Origin of the sequence: Acinetobacter venetianus RAG-1 = CIP 110063 (genome assembly GCF_000368585.1) — a bacterium.
Lineage (GTDB): Bacteria > Pseudomonadota > Gammaproteobacteria > Pseudomonadales > Moraxellaceae > Acinetobacter > Acinetobacter venetianus.
The window spans coordinates 1053383-1070618 of sequence record NZ_KB849558.1 but is presented as its reverse complement, the minus strand read 5'-3'; the positions used below and the strand labels follow the sequence as shown (position 1 = coordinate 1070618).

Here is a 17236-nt window from a genome sequence, read left to right as displayed (position 1 = left end):
TTTTCTGTAATACTCATAAAATAATATGAAGGAACATGGTTGCCAGAATTATCCAGCTTTAACCGTGTCTAAATAATACATTAAGTTGTTTTTAAAATTCTAAAAGGATAATAACATGTCAAAAAAAGAAGATATTATTGAAACGGCTCTTAATCTCTTTAATCGCCATAACTATAGCTCGGTTGGGGTTGATCGAATCATTAGCGAGTCAGGTGTAGCAAAGATGACTTTTTACAAGTATTTCCCTTCAAAGGAAAGCTTGATAGAAGAGTGCTTATCACGTCGTAATAAAAGCATCCAAGCTGCAATTGAGTATGAAGTAAGTTTACAAAAAGAAGATGATTATCTTGGCAAAATTAAGGCAGTCTATTTTTGGCATTTAGCATGGTTTAACTCAGATGACTTCCATGGGTGTATGTTTCAAAAAGCATCTTTAGAAATATTACAAACCTATCCCTCTATTATCAAACCGATCGTTGAATATAGAGAGTGGTTAATGGGTTTGGTTGAAGGTTTATTTGAAAAGGCAAAGGTCTATCAACCTCATGTATTAACATCGATGTATATTAACATTTTGGATGGGATGACTGCATATGCAAAAGTGAATAAAGATCATCATCAAATTGAAGAGTGTTGGTATTATATTGAGCGATTAATATCACTCGATGCTGCTTAATTATTAAGTTCACACTTAATAATATATTAAAGCTTTTTAAATTTTAATGTTTATTTAAGTGGTTATGAAGTTTTAATTAATAAATAAAAACCGAGGTATAAACCTCGGTTTTTTTATGATAGGTATTATTTTTCAACGAATGCGCGTTCGATTACATAATCACCCATTACACCCATACGTGGTGATTCTACTAAACCATGTTGATCTAATAGTGCTGCAACGTCTTTCAAGAAAGCAGGGCTACCGCAAAGCATCGCACGGTCAGTTTCACGATTGAAACGCGGTAAACCGATTTTTTCAAAAAGTTCACCAGACTCAATAGCTGTCGTTACACGACCTTGAGTATGGAATGGTTCACGAGTAACTGTTGGGTAATAGACTAATTTATCTTTGATACCTAACTCTTGGAAGAATTCATGGTTAGGAAGCTCATTTAGAATTAAGTCTTGGTATGCGAGTTCAGAAACGTAGCGAGTACCGTGTACCATGATTACTTTTTCAAATTTTTCGTAAGTTTCTGGATCACGAAGTAAAGCTAAGAAAGGCGCAAGCCCAGTTCCAGAAGATAAAAGGTATAAATTCTTACCTGGTAATAAATCATCGTGTACTAAAGTACCTGTAGGTTTTTTAGAAATAAGAATTTCGTCGCCTACTTGAACTTTTTGTAAAATAGAAGTTAAAGGACCGTCTTGTACTTTAATAGAGAAGAATTCTAGTTCTTCTTCATAATTCGCACTCGCGATCGAATAAGCACGCATTAAAGGCTTACCATTCACTTCAAGTCCGATCATCACAAACTGACCATTTTTAAAACGTAAGCTTGCGTCGCGTGTAGTTTTAAAACTGAAAAGTGTGTCATTCCAGTGGTGAACATCAGTAATGCGTTCAACGTTAAAAGCAGCCATTAAAGGTCTCGATCACAGTTAAAAGAAACAGATTGCTATTCTAATCTAAAAACATTCTCGATAAACTGAATATATTTAATTGTGTTTATCAGAAAAAGTGATGATTAACTCTGTTGTTATGCCGATCATTGGGTATATGCATTCACCTTATCGTGAGAAATTTGGCATACCGAGACAGCCCAACTTAGTCCAAGTCGAGTCCTACATCGATATGATTGAGCCATACAATGATATTTTAGCTTTCGAGGGGATCGAAGAGTTTAGTCATTTATGGTTACTGTGGCAGTTCCATGAAAATAAAAATAATGATAACTCTTTGAATCAAATGTCTAAATTTCGTCCTCAAGTACGACCACCACGGCTTGGCGGGAATCAAAAAATAGGTGTTTTTGCAACGCGAAGCATGTATCGACCTTCGCCAATAGGTTTATCTGTTGTGCGATTTTTGCGTGTTGAAAAGCAAGGAAAGACACTTCGGCTGTATGTAACTGGAAGTGATTTATTAAACGGCACGCCTATTTTAGATATCAAACCTTATATTCAATATTCTGATGCAATTGCAGATGCCGTGAGCGGATACGCACAAGATGTGCCTAAACGTAAAAACATTGTTTGGTCAGAATCAGCTCAAATACAGCAATTTGATTTGATAAAAGCTGATGCTTCAATCAAAAAAAAGCTAGAAGAACTGGTTGAAGTTTTATCTTTAGATCCGCGCCCTGCATATCATGACGACGAAGAGCGAGTATATAAGATGAAATTTTCAGAGTGGGATGTAAACTTTAAAATTGTAGATGACCGAATCCTTATTTTAAGCCTTTAATATCGAAGACTTAAATTTCAAACCACAATAGGATAGCCAAAATACCCATATGTACAATTTGTGCTGGAACAAATGCCAGTGCATAACGGTAGCCACCAGTTAGGCCAGCATTGATGCTTTTAGAAATAGAATGTGCTAGTAAGCCAACCATTAAGGCGATCAATAAAGGCATTGATTGAGCTGTCCCTGGTTCACCTTGTACCACAATTGCAGCGATCGCAGCATGTATTTCGAATAGGGATGCGATCACTGTACCTAGTATAAGTCCTGTGCTCCCTAACCATAGGTTAAGTGCATAAATTGCAACTTGGATACCTGATAACGCAAGTGTGATAATCACAGCATTTTTAAAACTAAACATTTTTGAGTCTGTATCAATCACGTGATCTATCGTGTCAGATCGGCGCATCAGATACCAAGACCAAATGAACAATATAACAATTGCGATCAAAGTCGGTAAGAAAATGAGTTTTAACCATGCAAAACTGATACTTGCAACAATGATTAACATTTGAATGAGTGTTGAAATACAAGACATTAGTGCTGCACCAGCATTAACAATTGGATCAGCATTTTTATTGCGTACTTCCATGCCTAAATTGGCGACTGTTGCGGTACTTGAGACAAAGCCAGAGGCTAAAGATGAAAGTGCCAATGCGTTTTTTGAAGAAAGTAATCTTTTGGCAATATGTGCTAAAGCTTGAACAAAAAGAATAAGGCTCAGTAATTTTAGGATCGTATATGGATTTAATACAGGACCCCAAAAAGCTTGATCAGGAACGAGTGGTAATCCAATTAAAACTAAAGAAAGAAGTAATACACCATCGCGTAGTTCATTTTCACTGATCCATTGATTGGCAATGCCATGTAGAGATTCTTTTGCCATGAGTAAAATAGTTAATAAAACGGCGAGTCCAGCAGCTAATGTGATATTCCAGATGCATACCGCGCCAATAAAGTAAGTCATGATAAAAGCAAGTTCAGTGGTTACACCTGGGTCTTCTTGCTGGTTTTTAAGAGAAGCGATACTCATTGCCCCAACTAAAAGTGCGCCAACAATGCCAATAACAAAATTGAATAGAAAGCACAGCGTTCCTAATAAAGCTGCAATGGCAAAAGTTCTAAAACCTGCAAATGTTTTGCTTTTATGTTTTCCTTTACTTCGTTCGCGTTCTAAACCGATAAGTAAACCACACCCTAGAGAGACTGCAAAAATCATGATCAACTGATTAAATGGTGTATCTTGTAGCGATAATGTGATGACATCATTCATATGTAATCTCTTTGATTATTTACTTACTTTAAAATGAGCTAAGTCTTCGAACTTTATTGATGATGTTGTAGTAGTTACATGACAAAAAACTTACTCATATTTCTGTGATGAGTAATTCGTTATCTATATGTTTTTATAATGCATTTAACGCAAAATAAACAGTAAAAATGATCTAAATTTTTTCAAGAAAACTCTGTTATAGTATAGTGCTTAATTGGGGTATAACAATGACGTTTAACTTTGAAATCGATATATTTTGGTGTTTAGAACAATTACAAAAAGACGGGCGTATTACAGAGCGTGACAAGTTGTTAATTCAAACAACACACCGTCAAAAAGATCAGTTGAAATGGCATCCATTACAATGGATTGCGAGTTTTAATCTAAAAGATCAAGTAAATCCTGCTACAAACTTAACACTAAATCGCTTATGCCAATGGCTAGCTGAAAAAGCACAAATTCCTCTATATGTGATTGATCCACTAAAAGCTGATGTGACTGCATTAACCAGTGTTATGTCACAAGAATTTGCTGTACGTAACCATATTTTGGCGGTAGAGGTACATGCTGAAAAACTTCTGATTGGTACAAGCCAACCGTTTTCTTTGGAATGGAAAAATAACTTAGAACGAAGTTTAGCGCCGAAAAAGATTGAAGCAGTTTTACTGAGCCCAGAACAATTACAGCGTTATTTGGTGGAATATTACCAAGTGAGTCGTGCTGTTAATTCATCACAAAATGCCAATCTTTATGATCGTGAAAATAAAGGGGTTGAGGCATTATTACAATTAGGGGATACACAAAACCCTGATGCAAATGATCAGCATATTGTCAAACTTGTAGATTGGGTATTGCAATTTGCTTTTGAACAAGGCGCTAGTGATATTCATTTGGAACCAAGAAAGGATAAAGGAAAAGTACGTTTCCGTATCGATGGTGTATTACATACTATCTATAACATGCCTGCAAATACGCTTACGGCTGTGATTTCGCGTATTAAAATTTTAGGACGTATGAATGTCGCGGAAAAACGTAAACCGCAAGATGGCCGTTTAAAAACAAGGACACCTAAAGGCCAAGAAACAGAATTACGTCTTTCTACTTTGCCAACAGCTTTTGGTGAAAAGCTTGTAATGCGTATTTTTGACCCTGAAGTGTTGGTACGCAGTTTCCAACAACTTGGGTTTGAAGGTCATTTGTTACAAAGCTGGCAATCGCTCACTCAGCATAGTCATGGCATCATTTTGGTGACTGGGCCTACGGGTTCAGGTAAGACTACAACTTTATATTCATCGCTAAAACAGTTGGCAACAGAACAAGTCAATGTCTGTACGATTGAAGATCCAATCGAGATGTTGGAGCCGAGTTTTAACCAAATGCAGGTCAATCCAAATATTGAACTTGGTTTTGCAGATGGTGTGCGAGCTTTAATGCGTCAAGACCCTGACATTATTATGGTAGGTGAGATTCGCGACCATGACACAGCGAACATGGCAATTCAAGCAGCATTAACAGGGCATTTGGTCTTATCAACCTTGCATACCAATGATGCACCATCAAGTCTTACCCGTTTACATGATCTGGGTGTTCAACCATTTTTAACCGCAGCGACCATTTTAGGTGTGTTAGCACAGCGTCTAGTACGTCGATTATGCCCACACTGTAAGCAAGAAACACAAATGAATGAGCAAGAGTGGGAGCATCTCACCTTTGACTACATCATGGAAATGCCAACGACAATGTACAAAGCTGTAGGCTGTGAGGTTTGTCGTCAAACGGGTTACAAAGGTCGTGTGGGTATCTATGAGTTTATGCCAGTAAGCTTGGAACTAAAATCATTGATTAGTGCAAATGGCACGCTTGATGAGTTGAGAGCGAGAGCGAAGAAAGAAGGCATTGAACCTTTGAGAATTGCTGGTGCGCGTAAAGTCATTGAAGGAGTCACGACTTTAGAAGAAGTATTAAGGATTGTACCTTTAAGTTAATTGTGAGTTAAATGATCGATATGGTTTTCAGATGTGGAAATCATATTGATAAAATTTTAAGCAAAACAAAAAGAGCAGTACGCGCTGACATACTGCTATTCCCACGTTTATTCTTATTCGGTTATTATTATATTACTTCGTTAAAATCAAACGGTTATTTCGAGTTAACCGTAAACGATATTCTTCACCTGCATGCATAATTCTAATTTCACGCCCTAAAGCAAAAAGGTTGTTTGAATGTAGCATTGGTAGCGATTGAGCTGCATCAGTGCTGCGAGTAAATAAGTTAAATGGTGCGTTCATTTGTTATGCTCCGTGGTGTATTTCTTAATGTTTTAAATGATAATCATTATCGAATAGGCCTGTCAACGGAAATTTTTATAATTTACAAAATGATTTATTTATTTCCTAAAATGGCATGGGAAAGATTGTTTTAATTACTTAAAATCAACTGGAAAAGATGAGAGATTTTAGACTGTTATGGCAAAAGCTACAGTTGATGTTGCAATCGCAATTTTATTACACAAATCCAAAGTTTTAGTGGGTTGGAGACAAGCTAATCAGCATCAAGGAAATAAGCATGAATTTCCTGGTGGAAAGGTGGAAAAAGGGGAAACACCTGAACAAGCGTGTAGAAGAGAAATTTATGAGGAGGTTGGAATCGGTTTAAAAGATTGGCATAGATTTGATGTGATATGTCATGAGTATGATGACATTATCGTAAATTTACACTTATTCCATGCTTATGTACCTGATGAATTACTTAACTTAATTCATCAGCCGTGGACATGGTTTAACCGTGATCAACTCGCAGAACTAAACTTTCCAAAAGCAAATGCTGCAATTTTAGATCGTTTGATTTGGTCGCATTTAATAAAAATAAATCATGAATTATCCGCTTTACCACAACAAACAAGTTTATTTTACTGGCGGACAGAACTAACAGATATAAAGCAAATTGAACAACAATTGCTTGGATTAGATGATCAGCAGTTAGCTAAGCTAGTCATTAATTTTGATATATGGCAGCGCTTATTAAATACAGAGTTGAAAGGCAAAATCACAACTATTCATCTAAAACAATCTCAACTTATGAGTTTAATTAAAGGTGATTTAAATATTGGAAAACGTTTTTTAGCTGCATGCCATGATGCGGTATCAATTCAACATGCACATCATTTAGGTTGTGATGCAATCCTGCTTAGCCCTGTAAATGCGACAGCAACACATCCTGATACGAAAGTTTTAGGCTGGGATAATTTCTCTGAATTAGCGCAGAAAAGTGATATTCCAGTTTTTGCACTTGGTGGTGTTGCGCCAAAAGATATAGAACAAGCCCAGAAACATCACGCTTATGGGCTTGCGGGAATAAGTCAATTTAATTCAATTGTATAAACTAAAGTGACTGAATTGCTTTCTTGGCTTCTTGTGCTTTGACGGGATGATTACGTGCTTGACTCGCACGTAATACGATTAACCAAAGTTGTTTTTTCATCGCATTGCTTTGAGCATAGCTTAAACCACGACGTGCTAAGGCTTCTGCATTTGCATATTCCTTATTCTGCTCGGCAATTAAGCCTAGATACAAATAGGTTTCAGAAGCTTGTGGGGCGATGCGTTGTGCTTGAAGTGCATAACGCTCGGCCTCAGTATATTTGCGTTGTTTAAAGGCTGTTTGAGTCTTTTGCATCAAGTTTCTAAAAGCTGGAAGTTGGCTTCCGTCATTAAACTTCTGTTGAACTTTTTGCTCAGGAACAATCACAGGCACATTTTGACGTTTAATTTCTTTTTGCTCATAAGGCGTAATTTTGACGCCAGAAGAAGGTTGTTCAACTTTCTTCTTTTGAGTTTTATTTTGCGTTGAGTGAGTTGGTGGTTTGGTTGTTCTTTCAGGTGCAGCTGTACAGCCAGCAAGAACTAATGCACCAATAATCAATGTAATTTTCTTCATCATACTAAAAACATCCTTGTAGATTTAGTTGTCACCGTTGTAACTACCGCTTGAAATAACGCGGCTTGGAGCTGTGTGATTGTTCAGGTCAGCATCCATTTGGTTTTCACTTTCTCGAATATAGTTAGTGATGCCATCATTGTGATCATAATCCTGATTTTCATCAGTTTGAGGAATATAAGTCGGCTCAACTTGATAATGTGATTGACCACATACTGTTGCACGACGAGGAACGGTTTGTCGTAATAGTGGAATATACATTGCACCATCACAGCCTTGAGCAGATAAATCACCAGTTGCACTATCAATCCATTGCCACTGAACATTATCTGTTTGACGTAGGTTGACTGGTTCTTGGCGTAGCTGTTTCATCACATTAATCCAAACAGGTAAAGCACCTGATGAACCCGTTAAACCTGTCACTTTGTTATCATCTAAACCTAACCATACAACTGCAAGATTATTACCAGAGTAACCAGCAAACCATGAGTCACGGGTATCGTTAGTTGTACCTGATTTACCTGCAAGATTGAGTGTTTCAGGAAGACTGTTATAGGCTGAGCGACCTGTACCTGAACGCATGACTTGTTGTAAACCATAATTCAGAATATACGCGGCAGCAGGATCAATGGTTTGTTGAACGTTTAAACCATAACGATCAAGTAGGCGACCTTTAGCATCAACAACTGTACGGATCGAGCGTGGCGGATATTTAAAGCCACCCGTTGCAAAGTTGCCGTATACGCTCAGGACTTCCATCGGTGACATATTTACAGCACCAAGGTAAATAGAAGGGTAGGCTGGAATGTCAGAGCTAACACCGAATTGTCGTAATTTATTACTAAATGCGGCAAGACCAAATTCATTCGCCAAACGAACTGTTGATAGGTTATATGAGTTTGCTAGCGCTTGTTGCATTGGAACAACGCCGTGTTCACCGCCACTATAGTTCTTTGGTGTCCAACTCTTATCGCCATCAATAGGAATGTTTACAGCACTATCTTCAATCGGGCTAGCCCATGTATAGCGGCCTGACTCAATCGCATTAAGATAAATAATAGGTTTTAATAATGAACCTACTTGGCGTTTGGCATCTAAAGTACGGTTAAAGCCTGTAAAGTCTTGGGTTGAACCAACTGCTGCAATGATTTCACCATTTTCTGGATGTGCAACAAGCACAGCACCTTGTAGGTTCTTTAAGCGAGCAGGATTATTCTTTGCTAAACGTTCAACTGTACTCTTGAATGAGTTTTGAATTTGTGTTTGTGCGATAGGATCAAGTGTTGTAAAAATTCTTAAACCTTGATTGGTAATGTCACTTTCTTGATATTCAGTACGCAATTGACGACGAACGATGTCAAGGAAATCAGGGAATTTTGCTGGCCCTAAAGTTGGCTTACTTACTACATTTAAAGGACGAGCAATTTCATCTTGGTATTCTGCTTCAGTGAGATAGCCCATCACTAACATGTTATTGAGCACGACATCACGACGTTTTTTTGCTGATTCAGGATTACGCCAAGGATTATATAAAGAAGGACCTTGAACTAAGCCGACTAAAAAAGCTTGTTGTGAAATATTTAACTCACGTAACGGTAAACCAAAGTAAAATTGTGAAGCCAAACCGTAGCCATTAATTGAATAGTTACCATTTTGACCGAGATTTACTTCATTTAAATAAGCCTCAAGGATTTCATCTTTGCTGTAGTGCAACTCAATTAACAAAGCCATTAATGCTTCATTCACCTTACGTTTCAAGGTTTTTTCAGGTGAAAGATAAAAGTTCTTGACCAACTGCTGAGTTAATGTAGAACCACCTTGACGTCGACCACCTGTGATATTGCTAACTACTGCACGGGCAGTACCACGAATCGAAATACCATGATGATGATAAAAATTACGATCTTCGGTTGAAATTAACGCTTCTATGAGTGTTTTAGGGACTTTGTTTAATTTAATCAGAACACGGTCTTCATTATGCTGAGGATAAATTCCCCCAATCAATAATGGCTCTAAGCGTGCGATCCCCGTATTTGATGGCTTGGTTGAGCGTACATCACTCACTTGACCATCATTGAAAGCAAGTTCTAATACTTGTTCAGGGTCGGTACTATCACCATAGTCAAAACCGCGTGTATGAACATACATTTGGTTGCCTTGAACAACATAGCTACCTGATTTGTCGTAATTCGCTGTGTTTTTGTAGCCGAGCAATTTCAATTCTTGGGTGAAATTATCTTGAGTGATTGGTGCATTCGCATAGATCTCTAAAGGCCGAGCAAATACCTTTGCAGGGATATCCCAACGCTTACCTTCAAACTTGTCCCGAATGATATTATCTAAACGGATCAAATAGATACTAAAGGCAATAAAAACACCGATCACTAAAATTGAAAATAAAAGTGCTAGAAAACCAATACCACGTTCAAACTTCATAGATTTGCGTTAAAACCAAAACAATGGTGGTAATGATGCGATAGCTTGTCAGTAATTTGCAATCATAAAACTGTGAATAAATAGCAACATGCAATAAAAACTTTAAGAATCCGTTGACATTAATCGTATAAAAAAACAACGGATAGACATTTTTATACTTTTTAATCAATCATCAACGCAACATTGATTGTTAATGATATGATAGTCAGGAATCGCAGCGGAGCTGAATTATTCGTGCAAATTTCCCATAAATCCTTTCGAAATATTGGTCTAATTGGGCGACCAGATAAATATTCTGTAGTAGAAACGTTATGTTTAATTCATGATCATTTGATCACTTTAGGCTTAAACCCAGTTTTTGACCAAGAAACGGCAAAACTTGTACCTTATAGTCACGGTCAAACAGTAAGTCGTAACTTGCTGGGTGAAGTTGTAGATCTTGTGATCGTCGTTGGCGGTGATGGTTCGCTGTTACATGCTGCGCGTGCCTTGGTTCGCTATAGTACGCCAGTCATTGGTATTAACCGCGGTCGTTTAGGTTTTTTAACTGATATAAAACCTGCTGAAGCCATTTTTAAACTTGATCAGGTATTACAAGGCCAATTCCAGCTTGATCGCCGTTTCTTATTGGAAATGGAAGTTCGGACGAATGGTGAAACGATTTATGATGCAATTGCGCTCAATGACGTGGTATTGCATTCGGGTAAATCAGTTCACATGCTTGATTTTGATTTGAATATCGATGGTCAGTATGTGTACCGCCAGCACAGTGATGGTTTAATTGTTTCAACACCTACTGGTTCAACAGCTTATGCGTTGTCGGGTGGTGGGCCGATTCTACATCCTAGTATGGATGCAATTGCTCTTGTTCCAATGCATCCTCACACATTGTCATCTCGTCCAATTGTGGTTGGTGGTCAGAGTGAAATTAAAATCACAATTCGTGAGAATCGTGTTTTGCCAATGGTAAGTGCTGATGGACAACACAGTGTTGCATTAAATGTTGGTGACACCGTGCATATTCGTAAACATCCGTTTAAACTTAGCTTATTACATCCGCCTGGTTATGACTTTTATATGGCTTGCCGTACTAAACTGGGTTGGAATCAAGATTTTGAATCTTTTCAACAGGATGAATCATGAATATTGAACAAATGCTCGCTATTTTAAATCCTGAGATTGTTGAGCGCTTAAAAACTGCTGTTGAAATTGGTAAATGGCCAAATGGTGTGGCTTTGACAAAAGAGCAACGCGAAATTTGTATGCAAGCTGTTTATGCTTGGGAAATGGAAAATTTACCGAAAGAACAGCGTAGCGGTTATATCGATCGTGGTACCAAAAAAGATGGTGAAGAGTGTGATGATGATCATCACAAAAATGAGCCTGAGTTTAAACCAATTCGGTTTGTTTAATTAATTACCACAACAAGTAGTATTTAAAGCGATGATTTTAATAAAGTCATCGTTTTTTTGTTTTCGGGGTCATATTTTATTCAAAAGCTGTATGATTTTCATACATTAAATTTAATAAATTTTTATGAATTATCATTTATTTAATTTGGCATCTTACTACACTTGTTTTTTCTCTTTGCAAGATTAATTGCATATTTATTTAATCAGATGTATGAGAAATAGAAATCTGGATTAATTGCCTAGTAATGTTATAAATGAAATACTATTAGTATCTGTTAAGAGAATTATAGGTAATTAATTTTGAAAAATAATTTGTATTTTTGTGGTTATTGGACTTATTGGTTGTGATAAAAGTCCAAAAGAAATTCACCTAGAAGAACAAGTGCAAAGACAAATCTTAAAACTAGAAGAGATTAATTCAGAAAAGTTAAAGAAAGAACAAGAAGCTCAAACAATGGTAAAGGAATTATCATTTGACCCTGAATCTGTTAAATTTCAGAAAATGAATGGTTCTTGTGGGGAAATGAATACAAAAAATAAGCTTGGAGCTTATGTAGGCTATCGAAGATTTATGGTATCCAATTTTGGAGAGGAAAATGAAAGACAAGCTTTTGTAGCAGGTATGTCTATAAGTGAGAATTTAACACTAGATAAATTAGTTAATTTAACATTTGAACAAAAATGGCTAGTGGAATGTGAAAATTTTAAACTAAGTAAAAATGCAAATCTAACTCAATGCGCTAAAGAGTCTCAAACAGCCTTTATGACCTCCGACTTTTACCTAAAACATAAGGGCGATGGTACCATTGAAGATATCAGGAGCATTCTTACCAAAAATAAAGAGGAGAAAGAAAAACAATATATCATTAATATATTAGATGAAATTAGTAATCTGGATAAGAAAGGTCATGTGCAGATGTTTGCTAATCCTACGGAATTTCCAACTAAATATGGTATAGGTAAATATAAAATTTGTATTAGTATGAATAGCCACCGATTTTGTAGACACTCTTTAGTTAGATAAAATGGCTAATTAACGAGGTGCTTATGAACAGTAGCAAACGATATCCTGAAGAATTCAAAATAGAAGCAGTAAAACAAGTCACTGAGAAAGGTTATAGTGTGGCCGAAGTTGCTGCACGTTTAGGAACCACCACACATAGTCTGTATGCTTGGATTAAACGTTATGATCCACAGCAACCCAAGATCACAGAACCTGGTGATCCACTTTCGGAATTAGCAAAGCTAAAGAAAGAACTTCAAAGAGTCACAGAAGAAAGAGACATATTAAAAAAAGCCGCGGTGTACTTCGCAAGTCAGTCCAAGTGAGGTATGCCTTTATCAGGACAACCAGCGTATCTAGCCGATTCGTCGTTTGTGTTCAACTTTAGATGTTCATCACAGTGGCTATTACGCATGGTTAAAGCAGCCATCAGTGAAACTGCTAAGAAACGGCAACAGCTTTCAGGTCTCATTAAACAGTTCTGGCTCGAATCTGGTGGAGTTTATGGCTATCGCAAGATTCACTGTGACTTAAAGGATATCAGTGAAGGCTGTGGAATTAATCGGGTACATCGGCTGATGAAAGCGGATGGGCTTAAATCACAGCGTGGCTATCGCAAGCCTAGAGCTTATGTTGGTATTCCCAATATTGTCTCCACAAACACTTTAGAGCGGCAGTTTAATCCAGCTCAGCCTAATCAGCGATGGGTTACTGATATCACCTATATTCGTACACATGAAGGCTGGTTATATCTTGCGGTAGTGATTGATTTATTTTCGCGCCTTGTAGTTGGTTGGTCTATGAAATCGAGAATGACTACAGATCTGGTTTTAGATGCATTATTGATGGCTCTGTGGAGAAGGAAACCGAAGTGTAAAGTACTCATTCATTCAGATCAGCCAATATACGAGTCATGAATGGCAAGCTTTTCTCAAGTATCATAATCTAGAAAGCAGTATGAGCAGAAGAGGAAATTGCCATGATAATGCTGTTGCTGAGAGCTTCTTTCAGTTGCTAAAACGAGAGCGTATTAAGAAGAAAATTTACGTATCGAGATCAGATGCTAGAGCAGATATATTTGAATATATTGAAATGTTTTATAACTCAAAACGACGGCATGGTTCCAATGGTCAACGTTCTCCATTAGATTATGAAAAGGCCCATAAAAAGATGGTTATGTGTGTCTAGAATTTTGGTGGCTATTCAGTAAATGATTTTTTATCTTGTATATCAAGGAATCAATATAATTATTCTATTAAATCAAAAAAAATTCAATTATGTATAAAACAAAGTCGACCGTAATGATCACTACTAAGAAATAAATTCTTACTAGTGATGCTGAGTTTGAATTAGTGTAACTCAGCTCTCTATCTAATTGGAATGATATGTTGATACCATAATTAGATACTTTTATTTTATACAAAAGAATTTACATGCTCTATTAAGTGTTCAGCTGTTTCGTGTTTCCCAAAGCGCTTCCGCTTTTTTCATCACTTCATCATAACTATTCACAGCACCCATGGTATACAACGCGATTCCCATGGTTTCGATGACTGCCAATTCGCCATACTCATGAGACTGTTCGCCAAGCCAAACTGCTTTAAATACAGCGAGATCGAGTTCTTCTTCAACAGGGCTGCGATCTGGTGTTAATTTTGGCAATTCGTGCTCATATAATTCGCCGCTTTTAATTCCACAAATTAACGTTTTGGCATCAGGATTTCGTTCAAACTCACCACCTTCACCTTTAATGACAGCACTGTTTTTATAACCTAAACGAAAAGCAGTTTGCTGGTGTGAGCTACGATAAGCTGGATGGAAAATTGCTTGTAAAGTCGCTTTAGCATCAAAAGGATTAATCAATCGAGCAAGCGTATGAATTGGAGAGCGAAGCCCCATCACATTACGTAGTGAAATCAATTCACTGAGAATTGGTGAAATGACTTCAAGTGGTAAAAATGCAAAATTGTGTTGAGCAAGCTGATTTTGTACATCATGTTCACTTTGGCAAATCGTATAGCCCAAGTACTCTAAAACTTGTTCAGTATAAACGCGGTTGATAGTGTGACCTGATGCACCATGCATCAAAATCTTGTAACCGTGATGGGCTAGAGTCAGTGCGGCTAATAAGAACCACGGATAATGTTTACGCTTACCCGCATAAGAGGACCAATCGAGGTCAACTTCGAGTGGTTTAAATGAGAGTTGATCACGAGTAGCTTGAACAAAACCTGCAAGTTCATCTACAGATTCTTCTTTTACGCGAAGTAGCATGAGAAAAGCGCCGAGTTGCACATCAAGTACTTCATTTTTAAGGATCATGCTAAAAGCTTGATAAGCTTCTTCGTAGCTAAGTGAACGAGAGCCAGTTTTACCTTTACCTAAAATACGAACATATTGCGCAAAAGGATGTTCTTCGGTTTTATAAATATTTCGTTTCGTGTTCATGATCGTATTTAAAGCGATGGCTAAGAATTAAAACCAATATGACATAAAAGTGATGTATTTAGCGTAAAAAATGAAAGAAGCTGTTTAATCAGTAAACAATTGTCGTTATGAAAAGCGTATTGCAAACAAAATTATTGACCGAATGAGTCTAGTGATTTGATGCAAACGGGACATGACATCTCGAAAAAAAGTTATTAGCATGACGGCGAACTTATTTTTAAAACAAAGAAAGCGAAAGGAAATAATGATGTTAGCTTACGATGCAGATTTGGAACTCTTCCGTGATAATTTTAAACGATTTATGAGCGAAAATATTGCTCCCCATTACGACCAGTGGGAACGCGAGGGCATTATGCCACGTTCAGTTTGGACATTGTTAGGTGAAAATGGATTTCTGTGTGTAGATGTACCAGAAGAATATGGCGGCTACGGTGTTCCTACCCATTATTCATTGATGTTAGTTGAAGAGTCTGCACGTGCAGGCTATTGCGCATTATCAACAGCTATTTCATGTCATTCTGAAATTGCTGCACCATATATTCAACACATTGCCACAGAAGAACAGAAAAAGCATTGGTTGCCAAAAATGGTTTCAGGTGAAGTCGTTGGTGCGATTGGGATGACGGAACCAGGTGCTGGGTCTGACTTACAAGCAATGCGTACTAGTGCAATTTTGCAAGATGATCATTATATTCTTAATGGCTCAAAAACTTTTATTTCAAATGGTCAACATGCTGATTTAGTTGTTCTTGCAGTGAAAACAGACCCGCAAGCGCGTGCTAAAGGTGTGTCTTTGATGCTCGTAGACACACATCTTGAAGGCTTTAAAAAGGGAACAAACTTAGACAAGATCGGTTTGCATTCACAAGATACATCTGAATTATTCTTCGATAACGTCAAAGTACCCAAAGATCAATTGCTTGGGAATGCTGGATCTGGTTTTGCTTATTTAATGCAAGAATTACCGCGTGAGCGTACTGCAATTGCTTCTACAGCACTTGGTGCAATTCGTGGTGCAATTGATTTAGCGACGGCTTATGTCAAAGAACGCCAAGCGTTTGGTCAAGCAATTGCGCAATTCCAAAATACGCGGTTTGTTTTAGCTCAAGCAAAAATTGATGAGTTGGCAACTGCTGCATTTTATAACCAAAATGTAGAGCTCTACATGGAAGGTAAATTAGATGTGGAAACAGCGGCTGCATTAAAGAGCTTTAGTACTGATATGCAAATGAAAGTAGCAGATAATTTACTACAGTTATTTGGTGGTTATGGTTATATGACCGAATATCCAATTTCACGTTTCTTCATTGATGCACGTATCCAACGTATTTACGGTGGAACAAATGAAATCATGAAAGAGATCGTAGCTCGTGGATTGATTGGTAAAGCCTAGTTAACTTAGATCAGCCTGTTCAAAAGAGCAGGCTGGTTTTGATTATTTTGATGAAAGAATAACGATAGGATAATTCTGCTGCTTAGGTTGTTTTTGCAGTGCTTGATTTATTTTAATTAGAAAAGCATCAGCCTTATCTTGATTTGGCCAATGATCATTGTATTGACTTCTCTTTTGAATATTTACACCACAACCCGTGATTTCCATGTTCTTGGGATTAAAAGACCAATCGTTTGGATCTTTTAAAAGAACATCTAAGCGATCATCGCAACTTTTCCATAACTGAGCAAATTCATTGTTTATCGCTGGGGCAGCGTCTACGACACGGTAAGCAGTAAAGCCTTTAAACTCGGAATTGAAGAACTGTAAAAAAGTTGTGACTGGCATTCCTCCCCAGATCATTGCTGTATTTGGTGCAAGTTCTATTTCAGTCAAATTTCTCTCATCTAATGCTTTGTATTGTTGATCTATTTGTTTTGAATCTATCAGTTTATAGGTGAGTTTACTTTGTGAGGGAACGATTAAATGTCGAACGTGGGTTGTTGTGGTTGTATAAAAATAAGGGGAAGCATCCCGGCCACAGCCGTTTGGGTTATAGCAGCCAATACAGCCTGTTAAACCTAAACTACTTAGTACAATCATTGGAAATGAGATTATTATTTTCATTTTTACTATTTGGTCTTTTAAAATTTGATTATAACCAATTCAGCAAGAATGAAAATTTGGATTTAAATGTTTTGTTAAAAGCATTTAAACACTCAATGTTTTTATCATTTTTAGTGTGTAATTGGCCGTTGGATCAATTGGTCATTCTGTTGCATAGATAATGAAGTAAGTTGAGTTATCGCTACAATTACAACCCGCATTAGGCAACCACTACACGCAGTTAAATCGATATTCACTAAACTTAGTCAACTAAAGCCGAAAAATT

General features: G+C 37.2%; 15 protein-coding genes and 1 pseudogene. 9 read left to right on the top strand and 7 right to left on the bottom strand.

Annotated features, from left to right (window positions below; translation table 11 throughout):
• Window positions 1–115: 115 nt before the first annotated feature.
• Window positions 116–676 carry a TetR/AcrR family transcriptional regulator gene (locus F959_RS10655; RefSeq protein ID WP_004880004.1) on the top strand — a complete coding sequence of 187 codons (561 nt, stop codon included), beginning with the start codon at window positions 116–118 and terminating at the stop codon, window positions 674–676.
• 125 nt (window positions 677–801) lie between these two features.
• On the opposite strand, the gene F959_RS10650 is transcribed toward F959_RS10655, so the two are convergent.
• Window positions 802–1581, bottom strand: coding sequence for a ferredoxin--NADP reductase (locus F959_RS10650; protein ID WP_004880003.1), 780 nt, complete (start codon window positions 1579–1581; stop codon window positions 802–804).
• Between the two features lie 118 nt (window positions 1582–1699).
• Between F959_RS10650 and tsaA the strand changes: the two genes are divergently transcribed.
• Entirely contained in the window at window positions 1700–2404 is a 705-nt protein-coding gene (gene tsaA, locus F959_RS10645; protein ID WP_171056561.1) for a tRNA (N6-threonylcarbamoyladenosine(37)-N6)-methyltransferase TrmO, read from the top strand.
• A gap of 10 nt (window positions 2405–2414) precedes the next feature.
• On the opposite strand, the gene F959_RS10640 is transcribed toward tsaA, so the two are convergent.
• Window positions 2415–3677, bottom strand: coding sequence for an MgtC/SapB family protein (locus F959_RS10640; protein WP_004880001.1), 1263 nt, complete (start codon window positions 3675–3677; stop codon window positions 2415–2417).
• A 227-nt stretch (window positions 3678–3904) separates the two neighbouring features.
• Between F959_RS10640 and F959_RS10635 the strand changes: the two genes are divergently transcribed.
• The gene (locus F959_RS10635; RefSeq protein ID WP_004879999.1) at window positions 3905–5662 is read left to right on the top strand and encodes a type IV pilus assembly ATPase TfpB; all 1758 of its coding nucleotides are present in this window, start codon (window positions 3905–3907) and stop codon (window positions 5660–5662) included.
• A gap of 132 nt (window positions 5663–5794) precedes the next feature.
• Here the strand turns inward: F959_RS10635 and hemP are convergent, their stop codons facing one another.
• Window positions 5795–5965, bottom strand: a complete 171-nt coding sequence (gene hemP / locus F959_RS10630; RefSeq protein WP_004661888.1) for a hemin uptake protein HemP — start codon at window positions 5963–5965, stop codon at window positions 5795–5797.
• 177 nt (window positions 5966–6142) lie between these two features.
• Here hemP and F959_RS10625 point away from each other — a divergent pair, with 177 nt between their 5' ends.
• Window positions 6143–7057: an NUDIX domain-containing protein gene (locus F959_RS10625; protein ID WP_004879997.1), complete on the top strand. Its 915-nt coding sequence runs from the start codon at window positions 6143–6145 to the stop codon at window positions 7055–7057.
• A gap of 1 nt (window position 7058) precedes the next feature.
• On the opposite strand, the gene F959_RS10620 is transcribed toward F959_RS10625, so the two are convergent.
• A complete protein-coding gene (locus F959_RS10620; protein ID WP_004879996.1) occupies window positions 7059–7616 on the bottom strand; it encodes a tetratricopeptide repeat protein in 558 nt (185 codons plus the stop codon).
• Between the two features lie 21 nt (window positions 7617–7637).
• Window positions 7638–10049, bottom strand: coding sequence for a penicillin-binding protein 1B (mrcB, locus tag F959_RS10615; RefSeq protein WP_004879994.1), 2412 nt, complete (start codon window positions 10047–10049; stop codon window positions 7638–7640).
• A gap of 234 nt (window positions 10050–10283) precedes the next feature.
• Here mrcB and F959_RS10605 point away from each other — a divergent pair, with 234 nt between their 5' ends.
• From F959_RS10605 to F959_RS16530, 4 genes and pseudogenes are all read left to right on the top strand, one after another.
• Window positions 10284–11192, top strand: coding sequence for an NAD(+) kinase (locus F959_RS10605; protein WP_004879991.1), 909 nt, complete (start codon window positions 10284–10286; stop codon window positions 11190–11192).
• Window positions 11189–11461, top strand: coding sequence for a YeaC family protein (locus tag F959_RS10600; RefSeq protein ID WP_004879988.1), 273 nt, complete (start codon window positions 11189–11191; stop codon window positions 11459–11461). The genes F959_RS10605 and F959_RS10600 overlap by 4 nt, the downstream gene beginning before the upstream one ends.
• Before the next feature lie 322 nt (window positions 11462–11783).
• Window positions 11784–12485 (top strand): hypothetical protein, encoded by a 702-nt coding sequence (locus F959_RS10595; protein ID WP_004879985.1) that lies wholly within the window; start codon window positions 11784–11786, stop codon window positions 12483–12485.
• Window positions 12486–12508: 23 nt separating this feature from the next.
• Window positions 12509–13652, top strand: a pseudogene (locus F959_RS16530) (IS3 family transposase).
• Between the two features lie 261 nt (window positions 13653–13913).
• Here F959_RS16530 and F959_RS10575 read toward each other — a convergent pair.
• Window positions 13914–14912 carry a glycosyl transferase family protein gene (locus F959_RS10575; RefSeq protein ID WP_004879979.1) on the bottom strand — a complete coding sequence of 333 codons (999 nt, stop codon included), beginning with the start codon at window positions 14910–14912 and terminating at the stop codon, window positions 13914–13916.
• A gap of 247 nt (window positions 14913–15159) precedes the next feature.
• Here F959_RS10575 and F959_RS10570 point away from each other — a divergent pair, with 247 nt between their 5' ends.
• Window positions 15160–16305 (top strand): acyl-CoA dehydrogenase family protein, encoded by a 1146-nt coding sequence (locus F959_RS10570; protein WP_004879976.1) that lies wholly within the window; start codon window positions 15160–15162, stop codon window positions 16303–16305.
• Window positions 16306–16347: 42 nt separating this feature from the next.
• Here F959_RS10570 and F959_RS10565 read toward each other — a convergent pair whose 3' ends face one another.
• On the bottom strand, window positions 16348–16971 hold the full coding sequence (locus F959_RS10565; RefSeq protein ID WP_017196655.1) for a hypothetical protein: 624 nt from the start codon (window positions 16969–16971) through the stop codon (window positions 16348–16350).
• Window positions 16972–17236 lie beyond the last annotated feature (265 nt).

Excerpts from the sequence above, each read along its gene's own strand:
- F959_RS10655 (WP_004880004.1), top strand. The coding sequence starts at position 116 with ATGTCAAAAAAAGAAGATATTATTGAAACGGCTCTTAATCTCTTTAAT.
- F959_RS10650 (WP_004880003.1), bottom strand. The coding sequence starts at position 1,581 with ATGGCTGCTTTTAACGTTGAACGCATTACTGATGTTCACCACTGGAAT.
- tsaA (WP_171056561.1), top strand. The coding sequence starts at position 1,700 with ATGCCGATCATTGGGTATATGCATTCACCTTATCGTGAGAAATTTGGC.
- F959_RS10640 (WP_004880001.1), bottom strand. The coding sequence starts at position 3,677 with ATGAATGATGTCATCACATTATCGCTACAAGATACACCATTTAATCAG.
- F959_RS10635 (WP_004879999.1), top strand. The coding sequence starts at position 3,905 with ATGACGTTTAACTTTGAAATCGATATATTTTGGTGTTTAGAACAATTA.
- hemP (WP_004661888.1), bottom strand. The coding sequence starts at position 5,965 with ATGAACGCACCATTTAACTTATTTACTCGCAGCACTGATGCAGCTCAA.
- F959_RS10625 (WP_004879997.1), top strand. The coding sequence starts at position 6,143 with ATGGCAAAAGCTACAGTTGATGTTGCAATCGCAATTTTATTACACAAA.
- F959_RS10620 (WP_004879996.1), bottom strand. The coding sequence starts at position 7,616 with ATGATGAAGAAAATTACATTGATTATTGGTGCATTAGTTCTTGCTGGC.
- mrcB (WP_004879994.1), bottom strand. The coding sequence starts at position 10,049 with ATGAAGTTTGAACGTGGTATTGGTTTTCTAGCACTTTTATTTTCAATT.
- F959_RS10600 (WP_004879988.1), top strand. The coding sequence starts at position 11,189 with ATGAATATTGAACAAATGCTCGCTATTTTAAATCCTGAGATTGTTGAG.
- F959_RS10575 (WP_004879979.1), bottom strand. The coding sequence starts at position 14,912 with ATGAACACGAAACGAAATATTTATAAAACCGAAGAACATCCTTTTGCG.
- F959_RS10570 (WP_004879976.1), top strand. The coding sequence starts at position 15,160 with ATGTTAGCTTACGATGCAGATTTGGAACTCTTCCGTGATAATTTTAAA.
- F959_RS10565 (WP_017196655.1), bottom strand. The coding sequence starts at position 16,971 with ATGAAAATAATAATCTCATTTCCAATGATTGTACTAAGTAGTTTAGGT.